The sequence below is a fragment of the Pseudomonas sp. RA_15y_Pfl2_54 genome (genome assembly GCF_963971015.1).
Lineage (GTDB): Bacteria > Pseudomonadota > Gammaproteobacteria > Pseudomonadales > Pseudomonadaceae > Aquipseudomonas > Aquipseudomonas baetica_A.
Genome location: NZ_CAXAPN010000003.1, coordinates 118840 through 145541, shown reverse-complemented (window position 1 = coordinate 145541; position 26702 = coordinate 118840). Strand labels below are relative to the sequence as shown.

26 protein-coding genes and 1 tRNA gene are annotated in these 26702 nt (G+C 60.2%); 19 read left to right on the top strand and 8 right to left on the bottom strand.

All coding sequences use genetic code 11. The features are described 5' to 3' along the window. The first annotated feature begins 12 nt into the window (after window positions 1-12). From AACY50_RS03565 to AACY50_RS03555, 3 genes are read left to right on the top strand one after another with little or no spacing between them, the layout of a single operon-like run. Entirely contained in the window at window positions 13-594 is a 582-nt protein-coding gene (locus AACY50_RS03565; protein ID WP_401158969.1) for an RNA polymerase sigma factor, read from the top strand. After that, complete coding sequence (locus tag AACY50_RS03560; RefSeq protein ID WP_339431612.1) at window positions 591-1166, top strand: hypothetical protein; 576 nt, start codon at window positions 591-593, stop codon at window positions 1164-1166. Before AACY50_RS03565 ends, AACY50_RS03560 begins: the two co-directional genes overlap by 4 nt. Before the next feature lie 20 nt (window positions 1167-1186). Next, window positions 1187-1459, top strand: coding sequence for a hypothetical protein (locus AACY50_RS03555; protein WP_339431611.1), 273 nt, complete (start codon window positions 1187-1189; stop codon window positions 1457-1459). Between the two features lie 205 nt (window positions 1460-1664). On the opposite strand, the gene AACY50_RS03550 is transcribed toward AACY50_RS03555, so the two are convergent. Then, window positions 1665-1741: transfer RNA gene (locus tag AACY50_RS03550), tRNA-Arg, on the bottom strand. A 442-nt stretch (window positions 1742-2183) separates the two neighbouring features. Here AACY50_RS03550 and gabD point away from each other — a divergent pair. From gabD to AACY50_RS03535, 3 genes are all read left to right on the top strand, one after another. Then, window positions 2184-3626 carry an NADP-dependent succinate-semialdehyde dehydrogenase gene (gabD, locus tag AACY50_RS03545; RefSeq protein WP_339431610.1) on the top strand — a complete coding sequence of 481 codons (1443 nt, stop codon included), beginning with the start codon at window positions 2184-2186 and terminating at the stop codon, window positions 3624-3626. Between the two features lie 185 nt (window positions 3627-3811). Further along, complete coding sequence (gabT, locus tag AACY50_RS03540) at window positions 3812-5089, top strand: 4-aminobutyrate--2-oxoglutarate transaminase (protein WP_339431609.1); 1278 nt, start codon at window positions 3812-3814, stop codon at window positions 5087-5089. Between the two features lie 141 nt (window positions 5090-5230). Continuing rightward, the gene (locus AACY50_RS03535; protein ID WP_221730982.1) at window positions 5231-6442 is read left to right on the top strand and encodes a response regulator; all 1212 of its coding nucleotides are present in this window, start codon (window positions 5231-5233) and stop codon (window positions 6440-6442) included. A gap of 36 nt (window positions 6443-6478) precedes the next feature. Here the strand turns inward: AACY50_RS03535 and AACY50_RS03530 are convergent, their stop codons facing one another. Together AACY50_RS03530 and desA are read right to left on the bottom strand one after the other, a co-directional pair. Then, on the bottom strand, window positions 6479-7468 hold the full coding sequence (locus AACY50_RS03530) for a GGDEF domain-containing protein (RefSeq protein ID WP_339463943.1): 990 nt from the start codon (window positions 7466-7468) through the stop codon (window positions 6479-6481). A 144-nt stretch (window positions 7469-7612) separates the two neighbouring features. Next, the gene (desA, locus tag AACY50_RS03525) at window positions 7613-8797 is read right to left on the bottom strand and encodes a delta-9 fatty acid desaturase DesA (RefSeq protein ID WP_339538145.1); all 1185 of its coding nucleotides are present in this window, start codon (window positions 8795-8797) and stop codon (window positions 7613-7615) included. Window positions 8798-8943: 146 nt separating this feature from the next. Here desA and dibA point away from each other — a divergent pair, with 146 nt between their 5' ends. The 6 genes from dibA (at window position 8944) to AACY50_RS03495 (ending at window position 15059) form a co-directional block, all read left to right on the top strand. Next, window positions 8944-10863, top strand: a complete 1920-nt coding sequence (gene dibA / locus AACY50_RS03520; protein WP_339431605.1) for a phosphodiesterase DibA — start codon at window positions 8944-8946, stop codon at window positions 10861-10863. Between the two features lie 163 nt (window positions 10864-11026). Further along, window positions 11027-11209 (top strand): sulfur starvation response protein OscA, encoded by a 183-nt coding sequence (gene oscA / locus AACY50_RS03515; protein WP_041477433.1) that lies wholly within the window; start codon window positions 11027-11029, stop codon window positions 11207-11209. 75 nt (window positions 11210-11284) lie between these two features. Then, entirely contained in the window at window positions 11285-12298 is a 1014-nt protein-coding gene (locus AACY50_RS03510) for a sulfate ABC transporter substrate-binding protein (RefSeq protein WP_339431604.1), read from the top strand. Window positions 12299-12362: 64 nt separating this feature from the next. Then, window positions 12363-13181 carry a sulfate ABC transporter permease subunit CysT gene (cysT, locus tag AACY50_RS03505; protein WP_221730987.1) on the top strand — a complete coding sequence of 273 codons (819 nt, stop codon included), beginning with the start codon at window positions 12363-12365 and terminating at the stop codon, window positions 13179-13181. 12 nt (window positions 13182-13193) lie between these two features. Beyond that, window positions 13194-14066: a sulfate ABC transporter permease subunit CysW gene (gene cysW / locus AACY50_RS03500; protein ID WP_339431603.1), complete on the top strand. Its 873-nt coding sequence runs from the start codon at window positions 13194-13196 to the stop codon at window positions 14064-14066. 3 nt (window positions 14067-14069) lie between these two features. Further along, window positions 14070-15059, top strand: a complete 990-nt coding sequence (locus AACY50_RS03495; RefSeq protein WP_339431602.1) for a sulfate/molybdate ABC transporter ATP-binding protein — start codon at window positions 14070-14072, stop codon at window positions 15057-15059. A gap of 95 nt (window positions 15060-15154) precedes the next feature. On the opposite strand, the gene AACY50_RS03490 is transcribed toward AACY50_RS03495, so the two are convergent. Continuing rightward, a complete protein-coding gene (locus tag AACY50_RS03490; protein ID WP_339431601.1) occupies window positions 15155-15679 on the bottom strand; it encodes an Mpo1 family 2-hydroxy fatty acid dioxygenase in 525 nt (174 codons plus the stop codon). An 82-nt stretch (window positions 15680-15761) separates the two neighbouring features. Here AACY50_RS03490 and AACY50_RS03485 point away from each other — a divergent pair, with 82 nt between their 5' ends. After that, window positions 15762-16439 carry a Crp/Fnr family transcriptional regulator gene (locus AACY50_RS03485; RefSeq protein ID WP_339538144.1) on the top strand — a complete coding sequence of 226 codons (678 nt, stop codon included), beginning with the start codon at window positions 15762-15764 and terminating at the stop codon, window positions 16437-16439. Window positions 16440-16482: 43 nt separating this feature from the next. Here AACY50_RS03485 and uraH read toward each other — a convergent pair whose 3' ends face one another. Then, window positions 16483-16893: a hydroxyisourate hydrolase gene (gene uraH / locus AACY50_RS03480; protein ID WP_339431599.1), complete on the bottom strand. Its 411-nt coding sequence runs from the start codon at window positions 16891-16893 to the stop codon at window positions 16483-16485. A gap of 11 nt (window positions 16894-16904) precedes the next feature. Further along, on the bottom strand, window positions 16905-17390 hold the full coding sequence (locus AACY50_RS03475; RefSeq protein ID WP_339431598.1) for a GlcG/HbpS family heme-binding protein: 486 nt from the start codon (window positions 17388-17390) through the stop codon (window positions 16905-16907). 136 nt (window positions 17391-17526) lie between these two features. Here AACY50_RS03475 and AACY50_RS03470 point away from each other — a divergent pair, with 136 nt between their 5' ends. Together AACY50_RS03470 and AACY50_RS03465 are read left to right on the top strand one after the other, a co-directional pair. Then, window positions 17527-18207: a heavy metal response regulator transcription factor gene (locus AACY50_RS03470; RefSeq protein ID WP_339431597.1), complete on the top strand. Its 681-nt coding sequence runs from the start codon at window positions 17527-17529 to the stop codon at window positions 18205-18207. Continuing rightward, the gene (locus AACY50_RS03465) at window positions 18197-19582 is read left to right on the top strand and encodes a heavy metal sensor histidine kinase (protein ID WP_339431596.1); all 1386 of its coding nucleotides are present in this window, start codon (window positions 18197-18199) and stop codon (window positions 19580-19582) included. The genes AACY50_RS03470 and AACY50_RS03465 overlap by 11 nt, the downstream gene beginning before the upstream one ends. A gap of 57 nt (window positions 19583-19639) precedes the next feature. Here AACY50_RS03465 and AACY50_RS03460 read toward each other — a convergent pair whose 3' ends face one another. Beyond that, window positions 19640-20644, bottom strand: a complete 1005-nt coding sequence (locus tag AACY50_RS03460; RefSeq protein ID WP_339431595.1) for an AraC family transcriptional regulator — start codon at window positions 20642-20644, stop codon at window positions 19640-19642. Window positions 20645-20744: 100 nt separating this feature from the next. On the opposite strand from AACY50_RS03460, the gene AACY50_RS03455 reads away from it, so the two are divergent. From AACY50_RS03455 to AACY50_RS03440, 4 genes are all read left to right on the top strand, one after another. Then, entirely contained in the window at window positions 20745-21815 is a 1071-nt protein-coding gene (locus AACY50_RS03455; protein WP_339431594.1) for a fatty acid desaturase, read from the top strand. A 739-nt stretch (window positions 21816-22554) separates the two neighbouring features. Then, entirely contained in the window at window positions 22555-23136 is a 582-nt protein-coding gene (locus tag AACY50_RS03450; RefSeq protein WP_339538143.1) for an alpha/beta hydrolase, read from the top strand. A 56-nt stretch (window positions 23137-23192) separates the two neighbouring features. Next, window positions 23193-24125, top strand: coding sequence for a sigma 54-interacting transcriptional regulator (locus AACY50_RS03445; RefSeq protein WP_339431592.1), 933 nt, complete (start codon window positions 23193-23195; stop codon window positions 24123-24125). Between the two features lie 168 nt (window positions 24126-24293). After that, the gene (locus AACY50_RS03440) at window positions 24294-25091 is read left to right on the top strand and encodes a MetQ/NlpA family ABC transporter substrate-binding protein (RefSeq protein WP_339431591.1); all 798 of its coding nucleotides are present in this window, start codon (window positions 24294-24296) and stop codon (window positions 25089-25091) included. Between the two features lie 395 nt (window positions 25092-25486). On the opposite strand, the gene AACY50_RS03435 is transcribed toward AACY50_RS03440, so the two are convergent. Continuing rightward, complete coding sequence (locus AACY50_RS03435) at window positions 25487-26647, bottom strand: AAA family ATPase (protein WP_339538142.1); 1161 nt, start codon at window positions 26645-26647, stop codon at window positions 25487-25489. Between the last annotated feature and the right edge of the window lie 55 nt (window positions 26648-26702).

The following is a 26702-nucleotide window of genomic DNA, read 5'->3' as shown; positions in this document are numbered from 1 at the left end:
TTCATCGGTCAGCTGTTTGCTTCGCCAGACAGCTCAACCGCCAGCAGCGATGAAGCGTTGCTGGCGCGCTACCGCGAGGGCGACGGCGCGGCGTTCGAGATCTTGTACGCCCGCCATCGCCAAGCTTTGTATCGGTTCCTGCTCGGCTTGAGCGGCAAACCCGAACTGGCCGACGAAGTGTTTCAGGAAACCTGGTTGAGCCTGATCCGCAGCGCCAGTCAGCCACAAGGACGGGCGACCTTTCGTACATGGCTGTTCCAGATCGCCCGCAATCGCCTGATCGATCACTGGCGCAAGCACGGCGCCCAGCAACCGCTGCACGACAGTTACGATGAGCAAACCCACGCTGTCAGTGACGAGGCGACCGATCCCGAGCAACTGTTGAGCCTCAGCCGCGACAGCCAACGCCTCGAAACCGCTCTGCAAAACCTGCCCGCCGACCAGCGCGAAGTGTTCCTGCTGCGCGCCCACGGCGACCTCGACCTGGCACAAATCGCCAGCCTCACCGAAACACCGCTGGAAACCGTCAAGAGCCGCTTGCGCTACGCCCAGCAAAAACTGCGTCGGCTGCTGGCCGAGGAGGTACTGACATGACTGACGCCCGCCAGACACCCGAAGATCCTGTGATCAAACATGTTCGCGAACAGCACAATGCCGAGCCGCCCGCGCACCTCGACGCGTTCATCCTCAAGGCTGCCCACCGCGAAGTCTCGGCACCGAAGCCAGGCCTGTGGCAACGCTGGCTCGACGCCTGCCGCAAACCACGCTGGCAAGTCGCATTCGCCAGCCTCGTCGGCGTGGCCCTGATGCTGTCACTGGTGCAACGCGCCCCCGAACCGCAACCCCAATTCGACTTCGCCCCGGCGGCCAAACCTGCTGCCTCAATGGCCCGTAAACAAGCGCCCGAAGCGCAATCACTGGCCGCCCCCGCACCGATGGCGGAAATGGCCGCGCCTATGCAAAGCCAATCCAACCGCGCCGACGAAGCCAAACTCAGCAAACGCGCCGCCGCCCCCGCCAACGGCCTCGACGAACAACTGCGCGAAGTCCTGCGCCTGCGCGAATCCGGCCAATCAAAAGTCGCCGACACCCTGTTCAACCAACTGCACAAACGCTACCCGAACGCCGACCTCGACGCCCGGCTCCAGCAAATCCAGCAGAACTGATCGCCTGTTCGCCCAGCCATTTGGCATTGCCCCGCAAAAACGCGCAATATCGGGCCATAGCTGAATCGCTGGAGAACACCGTGGCACCAAAAATCGACCGCATCGCCCAACTCCTCAACTGCCCGCAAAAGGGCGAAGAGATGCGCCGCGCGATTACTGAAGCGCGTAAGGAGTTTCTGCTGAGCCAGCAGGAAGAGGATGTGCTTGAGGAAGAGGACGTCTTTGAAGAGGAGGTTGGGGAGGAAGACGAAGAGGATGAGGATTACGATGAGTTTGATTGGACGACGGAGTGATGGTTGAAGTTTGGATGCTCGGTGAAACCCAGCAACTCATGGCTTTTGGTCGTTGCGTTGGAAGGCAGTTGTCAACTCTAAGTTGACAACTGCCCGCCCGGCCGAGGCTTCATTGATCAAAAAGCTGGAATTATTCACCCGAAAAGCCGACGCCCATAAAAAAGCCCCGGACCATTACAGTCCGGGGCTTTCTCGTTTAAATCAATGGTGCACCAGGCGGGATTCGAACCCACGACCCCTGCCTTCGGAGGGCAGTACTCTATCCAGCTGAGCTACTGGTGCAGCGGGCGACATCATACCTAGGTCGGGTCAGGGCGTCCATGCTGGGTTTTGGGGCGTATTGTCAGTGCGCGTGTCGGCTGGAGTCGCTGTATTCCATAAAGCGGTAACGTCCTGCAAAACCCTCGCTTGGCGCTTTGACGGGGGTGTTCTATGGTTTTCCTGCGGCGGGGGCGTTTTGCTCGTTGATCTGAAAAACTTCACAAACACGCCGTTTTTGTTCTTTTTTTCGAACGCCCTATTGTCCTTTAAACCCTTTGCTCCTACGATCCGTTTGAGATTTCAAACGCTCGTTGACTGGGCGTTGAAGCGCAGGTGTTTCGAGTCGTGCACGATTGATGCGCCTCACCCGGTCACTGATTTCCCTGACGGCAGCCTTGCGAGGCGCCTTTCTACAATCATAATTTGCTCCGCGCAGGCCGCGGTGCTGTTAAGGAAAGCCGACATGCAGCTTAAAGACACCCAGTTGTTCCGCCAGCAAGCCTTCATTGATGGCGCTTGGGTCGATGCGGACAACGGTCAGACAATCAAGGTCAACAACCCGGCCACCGGCGAAATTCTCGGTACCGTGCCGAAGATGGGCGCTGCCGAAACCCGCCGTGCCATTGAAGCCGCTGATAAAGCGCTGCCGGCCTGGCGTGCACTGACCGCCAAAGAGCGTGCCGGCAAACTGCGTCGCTGGTTCGAGCTGATGATCGAAAACCAGGACGACCTCGCTCGCCTGATGACCCTCGAGCAGGGCAAGCCGCTGGCTGAAGCCAAGGGCGAAATCGTTTACGCCGCTTCGTTCATCGAGTGGTTCGCCGAAGAAGCCAAGCGCATCTACGGCGACGTGATTCCGGGCCACCAGCCGGACAAACGCCTGATCGTGATCAAGCAGCCAATCGGCGTGACCGCAGCCATTACCCCGTGGAACTTCCCGGCCGCGATGATCACCCGTAAGGCCGGCCCGGCGCTGGCTGCCGGTTGCACCATGGTGCTCAAGCCTGCTTCGCAAACCCCTTTCTCCGCATTCGCACTGGCTGAACTGGCCCAGCGTGCCGGCATTCCTGCGGGCGTGTTCAGCGTGGTATCCGGCAGCGCCGGCGACATCGGCAGCGAGCTGACCAGCAACCCGATCGTGCGCAAGCTGTCCTTCACCGGTTCGACCGAAATCGGCCGTCAACTGATGGCCGAATGTGCCAAGGACATCAAGAAAGTCTCGCTGGAACTGGGCGGCAACGCGCCGTTCATCGTGTTCGACGACGCAGACCTGGATAAGGCCGTTGAAGGCGCGATCATTTCCAAGTACCGCAACAACGGTCAGACCTGCGTCTGCGCCAACCGTCTGTACATTCAGGATTCGGTCTACGACGCCTTCGCCGAGAAGCTGAAAGTGGCCGTGGCCAAACTGAAGATCGGCAACGGTCTGGAAGACGGGACCACCACTGGCCCGCTGATCGACGAAAAAGCCGTGGCCAAGGTGCAAGAACACATCGCTGACGCCGTGGCCAAAGGCGCCACCGTGCTGGCCGGTGGCAAGCCGATGGAAGGCAACTTCTTCGAGCCGACCATCCTGACCAACGTGCCGAAAGACGCAGCGGTCGCCAAGGAAGAAACGTTCGGTCCGCTGGCGCCGCTGTTCCGCTTCAAAGACGAAGCCGAAGTGATCGCGATGTCCAACGACACCGAGTTCGGTCTGGCCTCTTACTTCTACGCTCGTGACCTGGGCCGTGTGTTCCGTGTGGCGGAAGCCCTGGAATACGGCATGGTCGGCGTCAACACCGGGCTGATCTCCAACGAAGTCGCGCCATTCGGCGGCATCAAGGCGTCGGGCCTGGGCCGTGAAGGCTCCAAGTACGGCATCGAAGATTACCTGGAAATCAAATACCTCTGCCTGGGCATCTAAGCCGGGAAAGGGATTGCTGCAAACGCAAAGGGCACGAGAGCGCTGTCCCTTTGCGTCGTTTCAAACCGGAATTTTCTCTGCGGCCGGGAACGCCGTGGCAGTCGATCATCGCATGCTGCCACCGTCGCTTCCTCCCGCTTAATCCTTGAACCACGCCGCCCGATGAGCGGCGAATGAGGACTGTAATGAGCAAGACTAACGCTGAACTGATGGCCCGCCGTACCGCTGCCGTACCTCGTGGTGTTGGCCAGATTCACCCGATCTTCGCCGAATCCGCGAAGAACGCTACCGTGACTGACGTTGAAGGTCGTGAATTCATCGACTTCGCCGGCGGTATCGCTGTACTGAACACCGGCCACGTGCACCCGAAAATCATCGCCGCCGTGACCGAACAGCTGAACAAGCTGACCCACACCTGCTTCCAGGTGCTGGCCTACGAGCCGTACGTTGAGCTGTGCGAAAAAATCAACGCCAAGGTGCCAGGTGATTTCGCCAAGAAAACCCTGCTGGTCACCACCGGTTCCGAAGCGGTGGAAAACGCCGTGAAAATCGCCCGTGCCGCCACTGGGCGCGCTGGCGTGATCGCCTTCACCGGCGCTTACCACGGTCGCACCATGATGACCCTGGGTCTGACCGGTAAAGTCGTGCCTTACTCGGCCGGCATGGGCCTGATGCCTGGCGGCATCTTCCGCGCGCTGTACCCTAACGAACTGCACGGCGTGAGCATCGACGATTCGATCGCTTCCATCGAGCGCATCTTCAAGAACGACGCTGAGCCGCGTGACATCGCTGCCATCATCATCGAGCCGGTTCAGGGCGAAGGCGGTTTCTACGTCGCGCCTAAGGAGTTCATGAAGCGTCTGCGCGCCCTGTGCGACCAGCACGGCATTCTGTTGATCGCTGACGAAGTGCAGACCGGCGCTGGCCGTACCGGCACCTTCTTCGCCATGGAGCAGATGGGCGTTGCTGCCGACCTGACCACTTTCGCCAAATCCATCGCTGGCGGCTTCCCGCTGGCCGGTGTGTGCGGCAAGGCCGAATACATGGACGCCATCGCTCCAGGCGGCCTGGGCGGCACTTACGCCGGTAGCCCGATCGCTTGCGCGGCGGCTCTGGCGGTGATGGAAGTTTTCGAAGAAGAAAAACTGTTGGATCGCTGCAAGGCTGTCGGCGAGCGACTGGTCACTGGCCTCAAAGCCATCCAGGCCAAGTACCCGGTCATCGGCGAAGTCCGTGCCCTGGGCGCAATGATCGCCGTCGAGCTGTTCGAGAACGGCGACAGCCACAAGCCGAACGCTGCCGCTGTGGCGTCCGTTGTGGCCAAGGCTCGCGACAAGGGCCTGATCCTGTTGTCCTGCGGCACCTACGGCAACGTTCTGCGCGTACTCGTACCGCTGACCTCGCCGGATGAGCAACTGGACAAAGGTCTGGCGATCATCGAAGAGTGCTTCTCCGAGCTGTAAGGTCGGGCGCTGTGTGACTGGATAGACAAAAAACCCGCTTCGGCGGGTTTTTTTTCGTCTGTGGAATCACATCATCAGGTTTAGCGCTGTATCGAATAGCTCGCATTGGCTAAGGTTCAGGCATTGCAAGGGAGAGCGCGCATGACTGCCGTTGATTTACCCGCCGTACCCCGAGTGCTGATTGCCGAGGCCGACCCATGGTCTCGTGATCTGCTCAAACAAGTGCTGCTCAACGTGCGCTGCGATGCGCGGCTGGATCTGTGTGCCGACGGCCAGCAAGCCCTCTCGCTGCTCAGCGAAGTGCCCTATGACCTGGCCATCGTCGATTGGGAGCTGCCCGGTGTCGATGGCTTGAGCGTGTTGCGCAGCGTGCGCCAGCGCAAACGCAATCCGCCGCTGCCGTTCATTCTGATGAGCAGCCGCAACGACAGCGCGAGCGTGCGCGAAGCCCTTCCGCTGGCGCCGACGGCGTACCTGACCAAACCCCTGAACATGGAAAGCCTGACGGAGCGTCTGCAAGGTTTGTTGCTCAATGCCGGTGAGGAAGTGTTCTGCGAAGTGCCGGCACTCGCGCCGGGCATGACCTTGTCGGTGTTCCTTGAGCGGCGCCGCGAGCAGACTGACGGCGCCCCGCTGATGACCGATGTGCAGGTGGCGGTCAAACGCAGCCTCAATCCCAATGGGCTGGACCTGAAGCTGCTGGAAGAGGAAATCCGCATAGACCCGCAGATCACCGCCGTATTGATCGCCGCAGCCAACAGCGCGGCGCAGCACCACGGTGCACCGGTGCAGACGTTGGCGCAGGCGCTGCATCGGCTGGGGACTGGGCAAAGCATGAACCTGATTCTGGGGTTGGCGCTCAAGCGCAGCGCCAGGCTCAGCGATCCGTGTCTGGCGGACTATGCCGAGCGTTACTGGGGCCTGTCGCTGCACACCGCGGAGTACGCTCGCACCCTGGCGCGCTTGCTCGATCTGGATCAGGAGCGCTGCTATTGCGCCGGCATGTTGCATCGTTTGGGCGATCTGGCGTTGCTGCGCTGTCTGCAGGAGTGGAAGCAGGCCGGCGGGGAGCTGGATGAGTGTGAGGAAGTCGGCGACGCGCTGGCCGAGTTTGGCGCGGCGTATGGTTCGGCGTTGCGTACACGCTGGCGTTTGCCGTTGGAGTTGCGTGAGCTGATTGCTTCGGTCTACCAGCTCGGCGGCGGGGTGTATTCCCGCGAGGCGCTGGTGATGAACATGGCAGCGCAGATGGCTCGCCTGACGGAGCATGAAGGTGTTGAGGAACTGGCGAAGAGCCGCACGGCGCGGTTGCTCAAGATCGGGCTGCCGGAATTGATGCGGATGCGCAAATAACTGGAGTTTTCACAAACCCACAGTTGTTTTGTGTTGTCAGGCAGAGATAATCCGGTTTTTGCCCTGGCGTTTGGCTTCGTACATCGCTGCATCCGCACGGGCGAACAGGCTGTCGAGGCTGCCATCGCCCTCCTTGAGGCTGGTCAGACCCTGGCTCACCGTAATGCCGAACGTCTGGCCGTTGTGGTTGAAACTCAAGCGTTGGATCTCTCGTTGCAGCCGTTCGGCCACTTGCATCGCCATGTCTGGCGCGCAGCCGGGGAACACGGCGGCAAACTCTTCCCCACCAATACGCCCGAACAGATCTGCGCGTCGCAGCGAACCGCGACCGCACTCGGCGATCCGTTGCAGCACATTGTCACCCTCGGGATGGCCGTAGCTGTCGTTGATCACTTTGAAGTCATCGATATCCAGCAGCAGGAATGCCAGTGGTGAACCTTGCAGGCGCGCCTCTTCGAATTCGCGATTGGCGCATTCGAAGAAGTGGCGCCGATTGCTGCTTTGGGTCAGCACGTCGGTAGTGGCCAGGCGTTGCAACTCGGTTTCCATCTGCTTTTTATCGGTGATGTCCTCGGCGATACCGACAATCACCACCGGTTGTCCGGGTTCGTCCTGACGATTGATGAAGCATTTATCGCTGATCCAGCGTACCTGGCCGTCGGCGGCAATGATCCGGTATTCGCGATCTTCCACGGCGCCTTTGTGCAGGACGTCGGCGAGGCTGCGTTCGGCGTAGTCCAGATCGTCGGGGTAGATGCTGTCGCGCCACTGGTTGTAGTCGGCGAGCAAGAGGCCGGCGCAGCGGCCGAAAATCCGTTCATAGGCGGGGCTGACGTACAGCACCTGCCGGGTTTCCCAGTCGAAGGCCCACAGCACGGCATTGACGCTGACCAGCAGGGCGCTGAACAGTTGCTCGCGCTCGCTCAGCCGGGCGACTTCGCCTTGGGCGTGCATCAACGCCATGAGGGTTTGCGCGGCCTCGGGCCATTGCGGGAGGGATGAGTCTTTTTGGTTGTTGTTGACCATCGGCACAGATCTCAAAGGGCGTGCCGGAATTCGACAACGACCACAGTACGGCCCGCCGGGGTGGCGAAGTGTCTTTGAGATAGGGGATTGCGGGCTAAGTTCCGATGGGTGCGCCCGGGAGTCCGGACGCACCGATCAACGGTCTCAGACCGCTGCAGGGCGCAGCGAGTAGGTTTTCAACTGGTCGGCGAATTCGCGCAGGGAATGTATGCCACTGGCCTCGGCCTCGTGAATCCATTCCTTGATGGCGGCGAGCATGTCGTGGCCATTTGCACTGGTCTTGACCCAGATCTGTTGCAGGGCCAGACGTTTTTCGTAAATTACCTTCAGTGCCTGGCTGTGCTCGAGCATGGTCTGGATACGCAGGTGATGACGATCTTCCAGCAGGCTGGTTTCCCGCGAGAGCAGACGCTTGGCGCGGTGGAACTGGTGACGCACCGAATGATCGACCTTGGCCAGCTCTTGCTTGACCAGCGGGCCGATGACCAGCTTGCGGTACTGGGCCATGATCTGGAAGCGGTTGTTGAGGATCGCCATGGCGGTGTCCATGTCCAGGTTGCCCTTGCCTTCGACACGGTGAGCAATCGGCGCGACACGTTGCACCTTGGCCAGACGCAGGAAGCTGAAGACTTTGATCCAGGCCCAACCGAGGTCGAACTCCCACTTCTTCACCGACAGCTTGGCCGAGTTGGGGTAGGTGTGATGGTTGTTATGCAGTTCTTCGCCGCCGATCAGGATCCCCCACGGCACCAGATTGGTCGCCGCGTCGCGGCATTCGAAGTTGCGGTAGCCGACGGCATGGCCCAGGCCGTTGATCACGCCGGCAGCCCACACCGGGATCCACATCATCTGGATCGCCCAGATGGTGATGCCGATGGTGCCGAACAGCAGCAGGTCGATGACGCCCATGATGGCCACGCCCAGCAGCGGATAGCGGCTGTAGACGTTGCGTTCGATCCAGTCTTCGGGGCAGTTTTTGCCGTAGATGCGCAGGGTCTCGGGGTTTTGCGCTTCGGCGCGGTACAGTTCGGCGCCGGTGCGCAGCACAGTGGACAGACCTTTGATGACCGGGCTGTGCGGGTCATCTTCGGTTTCGCATTTGGCGTGGTGTTTGCGGTGGATGGCGGTCCATTCGCGGGTGTTCTGCGCTGTGGTCAGCCACAGCCAGAAGCGGAAAAAGTGTTTGAGCCCGGCATTCAGCTCCAGCGAGCGATGGGCGGAGTAACGGTGCAGATAGACCGTGACGGCGACAATTGTCACATGGGTCATGAGCAGGGTGACGGCGACCAGTGACCAGGCCGACAAACCAAGAAAACCTTCGTACCACATAGGCTATAGGGCCCTCGATAAAGATAAAAACAGCCGTTGCATTATCACCAAGCACACAGATAAAACCAGTCACCCTTTCAGATAAGAGTCGCTGGATGTTTCTTGACCTATAATCCCAACCTTTTTGTAGGGACATGGACGGCCGAATGTCAGCCACTTATCGCGATGCCTTGCGTGCAGCGCTGCTCTATCTTGTAGTTGCAGTCGTCTGGCTGCAGGGGGCTGGTTATTTATTAAACAGTTTCTTCGATAACGCCGTCGATCTTGCCCGTTGGCAACTGATCAACGGTTATGTATTGGCGGCGTTCAGTGCCGGGCTGATCTTTCTGGCGCGGGCGCGTTTGTGTGCGTTTCTGGGGATTGGCGCGCGTTTGCGCGAGCGGCATGCTGATCGCGAACGCCTGCGGCAGGCGGCGGCTGTGTTCGATTGCACGCGTGAAGGCGTACTGGTCACCAACCATCGTGGGCTGATCGTGCACGTCAATCGTGCGTTCATCGAGATCACTGGTTACCAAGGCGAGGAAGTTCTGGGTCAGCAGCCAAGCCTGTTCAAGTCTGGCCATCATCCGCCGGGTTTCTATCAGGCGATGTTCGCCACGCTGGCGTCGCAGGGCGAGTGGAGCGGTGAGATCTGGAACCGCCGTAAAAGCGGCGAAATTTATCCTCAGTGGCAAACCATCCGCGTCATACACGATGATCAGGGGCGCCTTAGTCACTATGTGGCGGTGTTCTCCGACATCAGTGCGATCAAGCACTCCGAGCATGAACTCAAGCACCTCGCTCACCACGATCCGCTGACCGATCTGCCCAATCGCCTGCTGTTCAGCGACCGCGCCGAGCAGGCGCTGGCCTCGGCGCAGCTCCAAAAACGCGGCTGCGCCCTGCTGATGCTCGATCTGGATCACTTCAAGATGATCAACGACAGCCTCGGTCACAACGTCGGTGATCGACTGCTCAAGGCCGTGGCTGCGCGGTTGCAGGACTTGTTCGGTCCCGGCATCACTCTGGCGCGACTCGGAGGCGATGAATTCGCGGTGCTGGCCGAGTGTTGTCCACAACTGGTGCAGGCAGCGGCGTTGGCCCGGCGCATTCTCGACGCGCTCAAAGAGCCGTTTTGTATCGAAGGTCATGAGTTGTTCATCAATGCCAGTGTCGGCATCAGCCTGTTTCCCAGCGATGCGCTGAGCGCCGAACAACTGCTGCGCAATGCCGATGCTGCGCTGTTCAAGGCCAAGAGCAACGGGCGCAACGGTTACGCCTTGTACACCGAAGAGCTGACGGCCCATGCCCAGCGACGGGTCGAAATCGCTTTCGAATTGCGCCGAGCGCTGGAGCAGCAGGAGCTGCGGGTCTACTACCAACCGGTGCATGACCTGAAAACCGGGCGCCTGATCGGCGTTGAAGCCTTGGTGCGTTGGCAGCATCCGCAGCGCGGCCTGGTGTCGCCGGCCGAATTCATCCCGATTGCCGAGCGCACCGGGTTGATCGCCGAGATCGACGCGTGGGTCATGCAGCAGGCTTGCCGGCAAATGTGCCAATGGCTGAAAGCCGGGGTGTTGCTGGCGTTTGTGGCGGTGAATGTCTCGTCGCGGCTGTTTGCTCGACGCGAGTTGTATCAACAGGTGGCGCAGGTGCTGCACGACACTGGGCTGGATCCGGCCTATCTGGAACTGGAGGTCACCGAAAGTGCGGTGATGGACGACCCGGAAGTGGCGCTGGAGCAGATGCATCGCTTGCGCGAATTGGGCATTCGTTTGGCCATTGATGATTTCGGCACTGGCTATTCATCGCTGCTGCGGCTCAAGCGCTTGCCGGTGCAGAAACTCAAGATCGATCAGGGGTTCGTCGCCGGATTGCCCGGGGACGAACATGATGTGGCGATTGTCCGGGTGATCATCGCGCTGGCCCGCAGCATGGGCATGCAGGTGCATGCCGAGGGCATCGAACAGGTTGAGCAGGCGGCGTTTCTGTTGGAGCAGGAGTGCAATCTGGGGCAGGGGTACTGGTTTGGACGGCCGGTACCGGCGCCGGAGATCGATTGGTCGCGAGCGCCATTGATCGATTGAAGATCAACAGATCGCAACCCCTTGTCCGTATAGATAATTCTTTTCGGTTATATAAAAATTCTTAAATAGTATTTTTAAGAATAACAGTGCCTCTCTTATATTGCTCCCACGCCAACGCAGTGCCCTCCGCTGCCAGGCCAATCCCCTTCAAAGGAGCAGCACCATGAGCGCATCCCTGCGTAGCGTTGACGGTCAGGACGAAGCCACCATTTTGCGTGAGATCCAGAGTGCCCTGCGCGACCTGCGCTTTGGCGCAGTGGAGATCACTGTGCACAACGCGCAAGTGGTCCAGATCGAGCGCAAAGAGAAATTCCGCTTGCAGCAGCCGGGCAAGCAACCGGGCTAAAAGATCCCGACCGGCAACTCGATTGCAGATATTCATAAGAAAAAGCCATCACCCAGAATTCCAGGAGCTTTCACCATGTCGTCGATTCGCCGTTACGCGTTGGCCGCCGTGGCCAGTGCTGCGTTTGCCGGTTGCGCGGTTGCCAAGGATTACGAACTGCTCAACGTGTCGTATGACCCGACGCGTGAGCTGTATCAGGACTACAACGCCGAATTCATCCAGTTCTGGCAGCAAGGACATGCCGGCGACACGGTGAGAATCCAGCAATCCCACGGCGGCTCGGGCAAGCAGGCCCGTGGGGTGATCGACGGTCTGCGTGCCGACGTCGTGACCCTGGCCCTGGCCGGTGACATCGACGAAATCGCCAAACTCGGCAAAACCCTGCCGGCCGACTGGCACAAGCGCCTGCCGCAGGCGAGCACGCCGTACACCTCGACCATCGTGTTCCTGGTGCGCAAGGGCAATCCCAAAGGCATCAAGGACTGGGGTGATCTGGTCAAGAACGACGTCTCGGTGATCACTCCGAACCCGAAAACTTCCGGCGGTGCGCGCTGGAACTTCCTCGCCGCCTGGGCCTACGGCCTGAAAGCCAATGGCGGTGATGAAGCCAAAGCCAAGGAGTACGTACAGACCCTGTTCAAGCATGTGCCGATTCTCGATACCGGCGCTCGCGGCTCGACCATTACGTTTGTCAACAACGGTCAGGGTGATGTGTTGCTGGCCTGGGAAAACGAAGCGTTCCTGGCGCTGAAAGAAGACGGCGGCACGGACAAGTTCGACATCGTCGTGCCTTCACTCTCGATCCTCGCTGAACCGCCCGTGGCCGTAGTCGACAAGAACGCCGAGAAGAAGGGCAATGCGCAGATCGCCGAAGCCTATCTCAAACACCTGTACAGCCCGGCCGGCCAGGAAATCGCCGCGAAGAACTTCTACCGTCCGCGTGACAAGGCTGTCGCCGCCAGATATGCCCAGCAGTTCCCGACACTGGAACTGGTGACCATCGACAAGGACTTCGGCGGCTGGAAAGCCGCACAGCCGAAATTCTTCAACGACGGTGGCGTGTTCGACCAGATTTATCAGGCGCAGTAATCTGACTTCAGCCACACCACGAGCCTGATGCGTTCAGCGGAAGGCTTTTTAACCAAGGACTCTTATGTCGCGTCGTATCTCCCCCGTCATACCCGGCTTCGGGCTGACGCTGGGTTACACCTTGGTGTACCTCAGCCTGATTGTGCTCATCCCGCTGGCGGCGATGTTCGTCCACGCCGCGCAACTCACCTGGGATCAGTTCTGGACGATCATCTCCGCGCCGCGTGTGCTGGCCGCCCTGAAGCTGAGCTTCGGTACCGCGCTGTGTGCCGCGATCATCAACGGCATCATCGGCACGCTGCTGGCCTGGGTGCTGGTGCGCTACACCTTCCCGGGGCGCAAGGTCATCGACGCGATGATCGATCTGCCATTCGCCCTGCCGACGGCGGTGGCGGGTATCGCCTTGACTGCGCTGTACGCGCCGACCGGTCTGGTCGGGCAGTTCGCCACAGACCTGGGTTTCAAGATCGCCTACACCCCGCTGGGCATCACCCTGGCGCTGACCTTCGTGACCCTGCCGTTCGTGGTGCGCACGGTGCAACCGGTGCTGGCCGACATTCCCCGTGAAGTCGAAGAAGCTGCTGCGTGTCTGGGAGCGAAGCCGTTGCAGGTGTTCCGTTACATTCTGGTGCCGGCGCTGCTGCCCGCCTGGCTCACCGGTTTTGCCCTGGCTTTTGCCCGTGGCGTCGGCGAGTACGGTTCGGTGATTTTCATCGCCGGCAACATGCCGATGAAAACCGAGATTTTGCCGCTGCTGATCATGGTCAAACTCGACCAGTACGATTACACCGGCGCCACCGCCATCGGCGTTTTGATGCTGGTGGTGTCCTTTGTCCTGTTGCTGCTGATCAACTTGCTGCAGCGGCGCATCGAAACCCCATAAGGAGGCGCGAACATGTCCCAATCGTCTATTGCCGCCGCCTCTTCGGCCAACGCAGCGCGCCGTGGCAGTGCCACTTCGCGCAGAATCCTGATCGGCCTCGGCTGGCTGGTTTTCACGCTGTTTCTATTGTTGCCGCTGTTCATCGTGGTGTCCCAAGGCTTGAAGAATGGCCTTGGCGCATTCTTCACCGCGATCTTTGAACCGGATGCACTGTCGGCACTGAAGCTCACCGTGTTCGCCGTACTGATTTCGGTGCCGCTGAACCTGGTGTTCGGCGTCAGCGCGGCGTGGTGCGTGAGCAAGTACGCGTTCCGTGGAAAAAGCCTACTGGTGACGCTCATCGATCTGCCGTTCTCGGTGTCGCCGGTCATTGCCGGTCTGGTCTACGTGCTGATGTTCGGCGCTCAAGGCCTGTTCGGGCCGTGGCTGCAGGATCACGACATTCAGATCGTCTTTGCATTGCCGGGCATCGTGCTGGCGACGATTTTCGTCACCGTGCCGTTCGTGGCCCGTGAGCTGATTCCGTTGATGCAGGAACAAGGCACGCAGGAAGAGGAAGCCGCGCGTCTGCTCGGCGCCAATGGCTGGCAGATGTTCTGGCACGTCACGGTGCCCAACATCAAGTGGGGCCTGATCTATGGCGTGGTGTTGTGTACGGCGCGGGCCATGGGTGAGTTCGGTGCGGTGTCGGTGGTTTCCGGGCACATTCGCGGGGTGACCAACACCTTGCCGCTGCACGTCGAGATTCTCTACAACGAATACAACCATGTGGCTGCGTTCGCTGTGGCGAGCCTGTTGCTGATCCTGGCGCTCTTCATCCTGCTGGCCAAGCAGTGGAGCGAAAACCGTATCAACCGCCTGCGCGCCAGCGCCGCGGAGGAATAATTCATGTCGATCGAAGTGCGTAACGTCAGCAAGAATTTCAATGCGTTCAAGGCGCTGGACAACATCAGCCTGGACATTCAAAGCGGTGAACTGGTGGCGCTGCTCGGCCCATCCGGCTGTGGCAAAACCACCTTGCTGCGCATTATTGCCGGTCTGGAAACCCCGGATCAGGGCAACATCGTCTTTCACGGTGAAGACGTTTCCGGCCACGACGTGCGGGATCGCAACGTCGGTTTCGTGTTTCAGCATTACGCCTTGTTCCGCCACATGACGGTGTTCGACAACGTCGCGTTCGGCCTGCGCATGAAACCGAAAAACCAGCGCCCGAGCGAAAGCCAGATCGCGACCAAAGTTCATGAACTGCTGAACATGGTGCAACTGGATTGGTTGGCGGATCGTTACCCCGAGCAACTGTCCGGTGGTCAGCGTCAGCGCATTGCTCTGGCCCGTGCGTTGGCGGTGGAGCCCAAAGTGCTGTTGCTGGATGAGCCCTTCGGCGCCCTTGACGCCAAGGTGCGTAAAGAACTGCGCCGCTGGCTCGCGCGGCTCCACGAAGACATCAACCTGACCTCGGTGTTCGTGACTCACGACCAGGAAGAAGCGATGGAAGTCGCCGACCGCATCGTGGTGATGAACAAAGGCGTGATCGAGCAGATCGGCTCACCGGGCGACGTCTACGAAAACCCGGCCAGCGATTTCGTTTATCACTTCTTGGGTGATTCGAACCGTCTGCACTTGGGCGATGACAATCATGTGCTGTTCCGTCCCCATGAAGTGTCGCTGTCACGGCATGAGCTGGAGGATCATCACGCCGCCGAAGTCCGCGATATCCGGCCGTTGGGTGCGACCACGCGGGTGACGCTGAAGGTTGAGGGGCAGACGGATCTGATCGAAGCCGAAGTGGTGAAGGATCACGACAGCCTGACGGGGCTGGCCAAAGGGGAAACCCTGTTCTTCAAGCCGAAGGTCTGGCAGAAAATCGCCAGCCTCTAACGTCAAAAGCTTCGTCGCATCGCCGCCCGGAGCAAGCCCGCTCCCGCAGTGGGAACGCATTCCATTGTGGGAACGGGCTTGCTCGCGAAAGCGGTCTACACCGCCGCCCGATTCGGATTGACCCGCACCACCCCCGCTCGCGCCTCGATCTGCTCTTTCAGTTCATGGCGCATCCCGAGCATGAACGCCAGTTCGGCCACCACAAACAGCGGCCCGACAATCAGCCCCGAAATGTCATCGACAAACGCCGGTTTGCGGCCTTCGTAGTGATGGCCGACAAACTGGATCGCCCAGCCGATCACAAACATCGCCAAACCGCTGCTCAGCCAGACCAGGGTGCTCTGCTGCGCCAGCACGTGCCCGGCCCAGACCGAAAGGCCCATCAGCACCGTCATCAAAAAACCGAGCTTCACTTCCAGGCGCAGGTAAAACCACGCCGAAGCCAGCGCCACGAGCACGGCTGGCGATAGCCACAACACGCCCACCGACCACTCGGGGCGCGACAGCAAAACAGCCACGGCCACCACAATCAGCGGAATGCCGATAAAGTGGCTGGCGATGTTGCGCGGATCACGGTGGTAGGCGGCGTATTGACTCAGGTGATCGACGAGGCTTTTCATTGTTGTTCCTCCTGTAGGGTGATCGCATCATGCCCAGGGTTCAGCGTTGGTACTGTCAGGCAGGCGACAATCAGGAGTGTTCATGGATATGCGTTCACGGCTGCTGACCGGCCAGTGGTTCAGCCATCTGCCTGCGTCCTTTCAGGATAGTCTGCTGGCAGTGGCCCGGGAGCGGCGGCTGGCGGCGGGGCAACGGCTGTTCCAGCGAGGTGATCCACCGTGCGGTTTGTACGCGGTGCTCGACGGTGCCGTGCGCATCGGTGCGGTCAGCGAGCAGGGCAAGGAGGCGTTGCTGAGTCTGGTGGAAGCGCCGCACTGGTTCGGCGAAATCTGCCTGTTCGATGGCCAGCCACGCACTCACGATGCTTATGCGGTCGGGCCGTGCACCCTGCTGAATATCCCGCCTGCCACGCTGCTGAAAATCCTCGACGAACAGCCGGTGTACTGGCGGCATCTGGCGCTGCTGATGAGCCATAAACTGCGTCTTGCTTTCATCAATCTCGAACAGCTGAGTCTGCTGCCGGCCCCGGCACGACTGGCGCATCGATTGCTGATGATCGCCGAGGGCTACGGCGAACTCGGTGCGCCGCGCCGGGTGCTGCAACTGCCGCAGGAGCAGTTGGCGTCGATGCTGTCGCTGTCACGGCAGACCACCAACCAGATTCTCAAGGACTTGCAGGGGCAGGGGATTATCGGCCTTGGGTATGGCGAAATCGAGATCCTCGACGCCAAGCGATTGCGCGCCCTCGCCGCGATCTAGCGGGCAACCGAGCCCGCTCCCACATTTTTGATCTGTGTTGATTTCAGGATCCGCGATAGGTCGAGAAGCCGTAAGGGCTCAGCAGCAGTGGGATGTGGTAATGCTGGTCCGTCTGCTTCACTTCGAAAATCACCGGAATCTCCGGGAAAAACGTCTCGCGTCTGGTTTGCTTGAAATAATCGCCGGTCTTGAACACCACGCGGTATTCACCGGCCTCAAAAGGCTGTTTGGCCGGGAACAGTTCGCCGATGCGTCCCTGTTCGTTGGTGGTGCCTTCGGCCAATGGTTGCCAGTTCTGGCCGACGTGTTTTTCCAGCGTCACGTTGACACCCGCTGAGGGCAGGCCGTTTTCCAGATTGAGTACGTGGACGCTCAGTGGGTTGCCAGCGGCCAACGCCAGGCTGGAAAACGCGCTGAGGCCGAGGGCGGCGAACGTCATGCGCAAAGTGGTCATGATGAAGCTCCTTATTGGGGGCGGGTAATGGACAGGCCGGCCTTGTCGGCGGCGCGGATTGCACAGGTTTCGTCTTGCTCGCCACCGCCGGAACCGGCCACGCCCATGGCGCCGACCAGTTCATCACCGGCGAACAGCGCAATGCCGCCGCCCAGTAGCAGCAGTTCGTCGAGGGTATTGAGATTGGCGGTTTGCGGGTTGCTGCGAGCGCGTTCAGCGAACAGCCGGGTTGGGGTTTTGGTCGACAGCGCCGTGTAGGCCTTGCGCTGGCTGGCAGCAGTGTTGTGTGGGCCGACGCCGTCGCCGCGCATCGTCACCAACAAGTTGCCGCCACGGTCGAGGACCGACACCGTGCCGGTGCAATTGCGCTGCGCCGTATCGGCCAGCAGGCGTGCGGTTTTCAGGTCGAGGTCGGCGTGACGCGGCAGTTCGGGGGCAGCGAAAACGCTGCCGCTGAGGCCGAGGGCCAGGCTGGCTACAAGGTATTTGAGGGTCATGGACAGGCTCCGAAAGCGAAGGTCGCCACCTTATCCGCCCGTCTTCGTCAGAACCTCGTCAGTCTGATTACAAGTTTGTAATGGGCAACACCGCCGAAGGCGCCTAGCCTGTGTGCCTGATCAATCGAGGTGTGCCATGCGTTTGCTGGTCGTAGAAGATGAAGCCAAAACCGCGAACTTCCTCGCCAAGGGCCTGGGCGAGTCGGGATTTGCCGTGGACGTGGCGCTCAATGGCCTCGACGGGCGCTATTACATTGAGCAGCAGGAATATGACCTGATTATCCTGGACGTGATGCTGCCCGGCCTCAATGGCTGGCAATTGCTGCAACTGATCCGTCAGCGCGGTGCCACGCCGGTGTTGTTCCTCACCGCCAAGGACGCCATTGAAGACCGCGTGCGTGGCCTCGAACTGGGCGCCGACGACTACTTGCTCAAACCCTTCGCTTTCGCCGAACTGCTGGCGCGGGTGCGCACGCTGCTGCGACGCGGGCCGATGCGCGAAGCCGAGTCTTACAGCATTGCCGATCTGGAGATCGACGTCCTGCGCCGACGGGTCAGTCGGGGCGGCCAGCGTATCGCCCTGACCAACAAAGAATTCGCCCTGCTGCAACTGCTCGCCAGTCGCCAGGGCGAAGTGCTGTCGCGCACGCTGATCGCCTCGCAGGTGTGGAACCTGAATTTCGACAGCGACACCAACATGGTAGAAGTCGCGGTGCGTCGTCTGCGGGCGAAAGTCGATGATCCGTATATGCCGAAACTGATCCACACCGTGCGCGGGGTTGGCTATCAACTGGAAGCCCCTGACGATGCGCTCTAGGTCGATCGCCTGGCGTCTGGCGCTGGCGTTCGCCGTGGTCTGCGCGTTGGTGCTGAGCGCGATTGGCGTGTTCCTTTACCGCTCGCTCGCCGCGCAAATCGCCTACCGCGATGACTTGGCCTTGCTCGGGCGTCTGGAGCAAGTGCGCGCCTTGCTTGCCGACAGTGACAGCCTCGACGCTTTGCAGGCACGGCCGCGCCTGTACCAGAACATGCTCGGCAATCTCGATAGCCTCTTGCTGGTGCGCCGCGCCGATGGTGCGAACGTGATCGCCATCAACCCGCGTCACCGCGATTTGCCGCCGATCAACGCCATCGCCCGTGGGCAAACCCCGCAACGCCACGACGTGCTGACCTGGCAAGCACCGGACGGCGCCGAACTGGCCCTGCTGTCCGGCGAAGCGCAAGGGCCCAACGGCGAGTCGCTGACGGTGATCGCCGGTAAAGTGCTGAGTGAGCGCGAACAGATGCTCGCCAGCTATCGCTTGTGTTTGTATCTGGCGGTCGGCCTCGGTGCCGTGCTGGCCTTCGGTTTGGGATTGCTGTTGCTGCGCCGGGGCCTGCAACCGTTACGGCAATTGAGCGAAGCGTTACGCGGCATTGATCTGCGCAGCCTCGATCAACGTTTGCCCGTCGCCCGCACGCCCGCCGAACTGCTTGAGCCGGTACAGGCGCTCAACGGCATGCTGGCGCGTCTGGAGGACAGCGTGCAGCGCTTGTCGCAGTTTTCTGCCGATCTTGCCCACGAGATCCGCACACCGCTGCACACATTGCTGGCGAGCAACGGTCAGGCGCTGAATCACTCGCGCAGCGCATCGGAGTATCAGGACGTGCTGGCCTCGAACATGGAAGAGTTCGAACGGCTCAAACGCATGGCCGAAAACCTGATGTTCCTCGCCCGGGCCGAACAGGCCGAACGAGCGCTCGAGCGGCGTACGCTGGAGCTGCACGGCGTCGGCAGCGAACTGTGTGAATACTTCGAAGCCTTGGCCGATGACCGCCGCCTGCTGCTGGAAAACCAATTGCACGGCGAACTGCACGCCGATCAACAACTGCTGCAACGTGCCCTCGGCAACCTGCTGGCCAATGCGGTGCGCCACGCCGATCCCGGCACCGTCATCAGCCTGCGCCGTCGCGATGAGCCGGGCTGGTGCTGGTTACAGGTTCACAACCTGGGGCCGGCCATCGCCTCTGAGCATCTGGGCAAACTGTTCGACCGCTTCTACCGCGTTGACCCGGCCCGCGCCGAGCCGGGTGATTCGGGCGGATTAGGGCTGGCGATTGTGCAATCGATCATGCAATTGCATGGCGGCCAGGTGCGGGTCAGTAGTGATGCGACGGGCACGGTGTTTGAGCTGGGCTTTGTGGTGATCTGACTGACGCCTTCGCGGGCTTGCCCGCGAAGAGGCCAGTGAATCCAATAAAAATATCGCTCAGCGCAACCCATCCCGAAACTGCCCCGGCGTCAGCCCCGTCCAGCGCTTGAACGCGCGGCTGAAGCTGCTGGTGTCGGCGAAGCCGAGCAGGTAGCTGATCTCGCTCAATGAACACTGCGGATCACGCAAATGCTGCAGTGCAAGATTCTCGCGGCTCTCGTTGAGCAGCGTATCGAAGCGGCAACCCTCATCCGCCAGATGCCGTTGCAGGCTGCGCAAGCTCAGGTGCAAGGCCTGGGCGATGCGTTCGGCGCCGGGCTCGCCTTCGGGCAGTTGTTCTTCGATGGCGTCGCGCACCTTGCGCTCCCAGGTCAGCGGCTGAAGCTGGGCCATGGTGCGTTTGAGTACCGCTTCGTTGTGTTCGGCCAGTTCCGGGTTGGCGTCGTCCAGGTGGCTGTCGAAGTCGGCGAGGGCAAACTCCAGGCGATCTTCGGCGGATGAGAAATGCACGGGGGCGCGGAAGACTTTGTGCCATTGATGTGCGTCCGCCGGCTCCGGGCGGCGCAAGTACACCGCCAGCGGTGCATAGTCACGCCCCAGGCGATTGCGGCAGGTGCGCACATAGATGGCGGCAAACGCGTCGATGGCTTCGAAGGCCGGCGCGGGATTGCCTGGCGGGACTTTCAGGCGGAACAGATAGCGGTCGTCGCTGCGGCGCAGATCCAGTTCCAGCGCATCGCTGACCACCGGGTGATAGCGCACGATGCGTTCGAATACCTCGCGCAAACTGCCACTGGCGACCAGCGCATAACCGAGCGCGTGGAAGGTGGTCGGGCTGACGAACCGCGACACCCGCAAACCAATCGCCGGATCACCGCTGACCTGCACCGCGATCTCCCACAGGCTTGTGGTGCCGGACAGTGGGTAGCGCGCGTTGGGGTCGTCCATCAACTGTGGATCAAGCCCGGCCTGTTGGCACAGGTCAGCGCTGTCCAGCCCCAGCGCATCGAGTTGCTTGCGCAAGGCACGGGTCCAACTGGCGAGGGAGGTCGGTTCCTTCATGCTGATTGGCGCTTCCGGTCAACAGGTTGGCGTGCACGGCTACCACGTTCGCAATCGGCACAGGGCAGGATGCGAGTATCAATGACCAGAGGATGGAAGCATGGACGGTACTTCTGCAAGTCCCCAGCGACACAATGCAGCCCAGCGATCAGCGCATATTCGCCAAGTGGTGCTGGCCAAAGGCGTGGAACTGCGCGAGCGCTACCCGATTCTCAAGCATCAGGATGCACTTGGGGCGGGGATTCTGGCCTTTGCCCTGGTCGGGATGATCGGTTCGGCGGCGCTGTACATCAGTGGCTACATGGCCTGGTGGGTGTGCCTGCTACTCAATGCGTTTTTTGCCTCGCTCACCCATGAGCTTGAGCACGACCTGATCCACAGCATGTATTTCCGCAAACAGCGCGTACCGCACAACGTGATGATGGGTCTGGTGTGGATGGCGCGGCCGAGCACCATCAACCCATGGATTCGCCGACATCTGCACCTCAATCACCACAAAGTCTCCGGCACTGAGACCGACATGGAAGAGCGGGCGATCACCAATGGCGAGCCGTGGGGTTTTGCGCGGTTGCTGATGGTGGGCGACAACGTGATGTCGGCGATCATCCGCCTGCTGCGGGCGAAAACCTGGGCGCATAAATTCAGCATCCTCAAACGCACGCTGAAGGTCTACGCGCCGCTGGCGCTGGTGCATTGGGGCGCCTGGTATGTGTTTCTCGGCTTTCATGCGGCCAATGGCATCGCCTACCTGATGGGGTCGCCGATTGAATGGTCGGCGACCACGTTGTCCGTGATGCAGGTGATTGATATCGCCGCCGTGGTAATCATCGGCCCGAATGTATTGCGCACGTTTTGCCTGCACTTCATCAGTTCGAACATGCATTACTACGGGGATATCGAACCGGGCAATGTGCTGCAGCAATGTCAGGTGTTGAACCCATGGTGGTTGTGGCCGTTGCAGGCGTTCTGCTTCAACTTTGGCAGCAGTCACGGGATTCACCATTTTGTGGTGAAGGAGCCGTTCTACATTCGCCAGATGACCGTGCCAGTGGCGCACAAAGTGATGCGTGAGATGGGCGTGCGGTTCAATGATTTCGGAACGTTCGGGCGGGCCAATCGGTTTGTTCGCAAGGATGAGGTCGTGGTGTCGGGTGAGGCGGTGGAGGCCTGACAGTTGCTGTTACCCACCCTCTCCCAGAGGGAGAGGGGACTGATCTTGTAAATCGGTCTGATTTGAGTGCGGATTACACCCAATCGTACTGCGGCGCGACAGGTTGAGACTCTCCTGAAGTGGGTAGAGATCAGTGTTTACTTGCCTTTGCTGGCTTCGAAGGCGCGCACCGACGTTGGTTTTAGAATCGATTTCGTACTGTACAAGTCGTGGTATGTTTGCGGTACGGGTTTTTTGCGGAGCAGGTGCAAACATCATGGTTTATCACGGTGCTCAACGATGAAGGCGATGACGCTGACTGGAGTGTAGACCGACTCTGAGTGTGGCCCGCAGATCCGTGCTGGCGGGGAGAGTGCGTCAATCAATAATGTAGATGTCGTCCAAAACGGCTCGGTCAAGGGACCAATCAAATTCAAGATTCATAAAACCGAAACCAAATTCGCGCGAAACGTTTATACGGTGGGGAGATGATGATGTGGCTGGCATCTGCACTTGGGCGACAGCGAAGTCGCCCGGGACGGGGATCACTCACTTATCGGTGATCACTGCGCGGTAAAAGAATTTTTGATTTTCCGGGGCCGTCTCCTTGGCAGGGTGCGGCCCTTTTTTATTTGCTCGCGCCGACCGGTTTTTTATTTGATATTCGATATTGGTATTAATAAATAGCTTCTTATTCCTTAGCGGATATAAATCCCCTCCCTATACTCGGTCAGCAACAGACACGCAGGAGAACGCCCCCATGCACAACGAATCAATTCGCTACCTGATTGTGCCGGGCTGGCAAGGATCGCCAGAAGATCATTGGCAGACCCACTGGCAGAACAGCCTGCCCAACAGCGCACGGGTGGAGCAGACCGACTGGCTGACCCCGCGCCGCGAGGACTGGGTTGGCGCACTGGCCGAGGCGATTGCTGCCGACAGCACGCCCGTCATCCTCATCGCGCACAGCCTGGGCTGCATCACCGTTGCCCACTGGGCCGCCACTGCGCCGCTGCAATACCTGCTTCAGGTGCGCGGTGCGTTGCTGGTCGCCCCGGCCGATGTCGAGCGTGCGACCTGCGCGCCGGCGCTGCGTAACTTCGCGCCGATTCCGAGTGATCTGCTGCCGTTCCCAAGCCAGGTCGTCAGCTCCGACAACGACGCCGCCGTCAGTGCGCCACGAGCGCTGGAACTGGCGCGTAACTGGGGCGCCGAGGCGGGGACTCTCGCTGGCGCCGGGCATATCAATGTGAAATCCGGGCATCAGCGTTGGGAACAGGGTTTTGCCTATCTCTATCGCCTGCAAACCCGCATGGAACAAAACGCTCGACGTCGCGCCTGATTTTTCTGTTTCTTGCAACGCCCCCGTCTCCTGGCGGTTGTGGGCGGGAGTCAGCCATGAGTGTTGAAACGTTCGGTCAGCCATTGCTGACCTTTCCCGATGCGGAAAAAAGCCCCCTGAGCATTCGCGCCAAGGCGTTGGTGTTCGTCGATCCGCGCTCGCGGCAGTTGCGAGAAGAGTTGGAGCAACTGGCTTCGCGTTCGATTTCAGTATTGATTCGCGGTGAGACCGGAACGGGCAAGGAGTTGCTTGCCCGGCACATCCACCGCGCCAGTGATCGCAGCGGCTTGTTCGTATCGGTCAATTGCGGCGCGATCAGCCCGACCTACGCCGATGCTGAACTGTTCGGCTACGCTGCCGGCAGTTACAGCGGTTCGGCCAGCAGTCGCGCAGGCTGGTTCGGTTCGGCCAATGGCGGCACCTTGTACCTCGATGAAATCGGCGACTTGCCGTTGCCGATCCAGATCAAATTGCTTGCCGCGCTGGAAACCCACGAAGTCACCCGCGTCGGTGCGCATCAGTCAGGCTCGGTGGATGTGCGTCTGGTGGCCGCGACCAGCATCGATCTGGCGCAAGCGGTGGACGCCGGGAAATTCCACGAACGGCTCTATCACTACCTCAGCGAGGGGCCGTTGGCATTGCCGGCGCTGCGCGAACGCATTGGCGACATTCTGCCGCTGGCTGAATATTTTCTCGGCATTTATAGCCAGCGACTGGGTCTGCCGGTGCCGTTGATCAGCGCAGCGGCGCAGCATGTACTTGAGCAACACAATTGGCCGGGCAACACCCGCGAGTTGGAAAACGTCATTCACTTTGCCTTGCTGGTGAGCACCGGCGACGAGATTTTGCCGCAGCACCTGAACCTGCCCGAGGCGTCTGGGCCGCAGCTTCAGATCGAACGGCTGGTGACGCACATCGACATTGGCGGCAGCGTGGCCGAGCGCAAGGCATTGAAAGAGTGGCTGATTAGCCTGAGTGAGAGGCTTTGAGCCGTGTAACTCTGTATGAACAAAATGGAATATGAAGCTGAATAAACGTTATTGTCCGGGAATAAAAAATCCCGGTATTGTCCGCTTCACGCCAGCGATAGCCCTTCACTGGCACCGCTATTAGATGCCGTCGTCGATGACGACCGTGATTTTCGATAAGGACACTGCATGAAAAAGGTTCTGTTGTTTACCGCATTGGCGGCTGCGCTGACGGCTTCCCTGGCCCAGGCCGGCGAGAAACTGGTGGTGGCGGCGACGCCGGTCCCACACGCTGAAATTCTTGAGCTGATCAAACCGACCCTCGCCAAAGAAGGCGTGGATCTGGAAATCAAAGTCTTCACCGACTACGTGCAGCCGAACGTGCAAGTGGGCGAGAAGCGCCTGGACGCCAACTACTTCCAGACCAAGCCTTATCTGGACAGCTTCAACGCCGGCAAATACAAGGACGACAAGTCCAAGTACCTGGTAACCGTGCAAGGTGTTCACGTTGAACCGTTCGGTGGCTACTCGAGCAAATACAAAACCCTGGCTGAACTGCCTGACGGCGCGACCATCGCCATCCCGAACGAAGGCAGCAACAGCGGCCGTGCGCTGATCCTGCTGCAGAAGGCTGGCCTGATCGAACTGAAAGACCCGAAAAACGCCCTGGCGACCCCAAAAGACATCGCCAAGAACCCGCATAACTTCAAGTTCAAGGAACTGGAGTCGGCCATGCTGCCGCGCGTTCTGAACGAAGTTGATCTGGACATGATCAATACCAACTACGCGTTGGAAGCCAAGTTGAACCCGACCAAGGACGCCCTGGTGATCGAAGGCGCCGACTCGCCTTACGTGAACTTCCTGGTGGCCCGTGAGGACAACAAGAACAGCGACGCCATCAAGAAACTGGCCGCTGCCCTGACCAGCCCGCAAGTCAAAGCGTTCATCGAGAAGAAGTACAACGGCGCGGTACTGCCGGCGTTCTGATTTGACGATTCGGCAAACCCTTTCCAGGGTTTGGATATGAAAACGCCGATGGCTGGAAATAGTCATCGGCGTTTTTGTGTGTGCTCAGTTTCCTCGCCCACCGAGAGAGGGCTGGGTGAGGTTGCTGTTGACCGTGATCTCAGACCGCCTGGGCCTTCAATGCCCTTCGCAACGCCACCAGCAATTTCACGATGTCCTGCGGATCCAGGCGCTGCGGCACTTTTAAGTCAGCCATATTCTCTTCCTTGTGATGGTTGGGCCGGGGGAGTCTGGCCAAAAGCTGTTCGTCCTTGGAGGCCTTTTTTGAAAAAAAGATCCTTCCTACAGCAAAAGGAAAAATAGCCTTGTTATTTGTTCTCCGCCAACACGTAAAACCGTTCGCGTGGGGATCAGCATCAGTCAGGCCAATTCCACGCCGGCTCATCCAGCACTCGCTGCCCGACAATCCCGGTCTGGCCCAGCGTCTTTTCCAGCACGATGCAGTTGCACTCCGGGTCTTGCTGCAACGCTGATATCAACCGCCGCGCATGGGACACCACCCATACCTGAGACTGCTCAGAGGCGCGGATAATCAAGCGTGCCAACGCCGGTAACAGATCCGGGTGCAGGCTGGTTTCCGGTTCGTTGAGCACCATCAGTGACGGCGGTCGCGGTGTCAGCAATGCCGCGACCAGCAGCAGATAGCGCAACGTTCCGTCCGACAACTCCGCCGCCGACAGCGGTCGCAACAACCCTTCCTGATAAAACTCGATGGCGAAACGTCCTCCCGCCAACGGAGCGATGTCGAGCCGTGCGCCGGGAAACGCATCGCTGATGGCGGTGCGCAGCGCTTCGGGATCACCGATTTCGACGATGGTCTGCAACGCCGCCGCCAGATCCCTGCCATCGTGATGCAACACCGGCGTGCGCGTGCCCAGTTGTGGCTGGCGCGCCGGGGCGTCGGCATCGCTGCGAAAGTGGTCATAAAAGCGCCAGCGCCGAATGAATTCGCGCATCTGGAACACTTCCGGTGAGCTGCGCAAGTTGCCGACCTGATCGAACAGGCTGTCGAAGTTCGGTGTGTGTTGCGCCAGCACGTCCCAGCGGCGGCCGTCGCGGGCGCGGATCATCGGGCCGTCGCGATCCACCAGCAGGCTGGACGGGCGATACAGTGGCCCGGCCCAGATGCATTCCTTTTTGATTTCTGGATCAAGCGAGAAACAGGAGTGGGTTGGTGCAGGCAAGCCGAGGGCAATCGAATAACTGAAATCCTCCCCGGCAAAGCCCAGGCGCAGACGCTTCACGCCCTGGCGCACCGTCGGCTCGATCGCCACTTCGCCGTTGCGCATGCGCCGGCTGATGGTTTCCGGTCCGGCCCAGAAGGTTGAGTCCAGTCCGCCTTCGCGGGCCAGTGCGTTGACCACGCCACCCTGAGCGGTCTCCGCCAACAGGCGCAAGGCCCGATAGAGATTGGATTTGCCGCTGCCGTTGGGGCCAGTGATCAGGTTCAGACGGCCCAGCGGGATCACCAATTTATTGATTGAGCGGTAATTGGCCACCGCGAGGGTCTTGAGCATGGGGCTCCTCATTGATCGTTCCGGCGCTCGGCGTGGGAATGCCCCCTTGAACGAC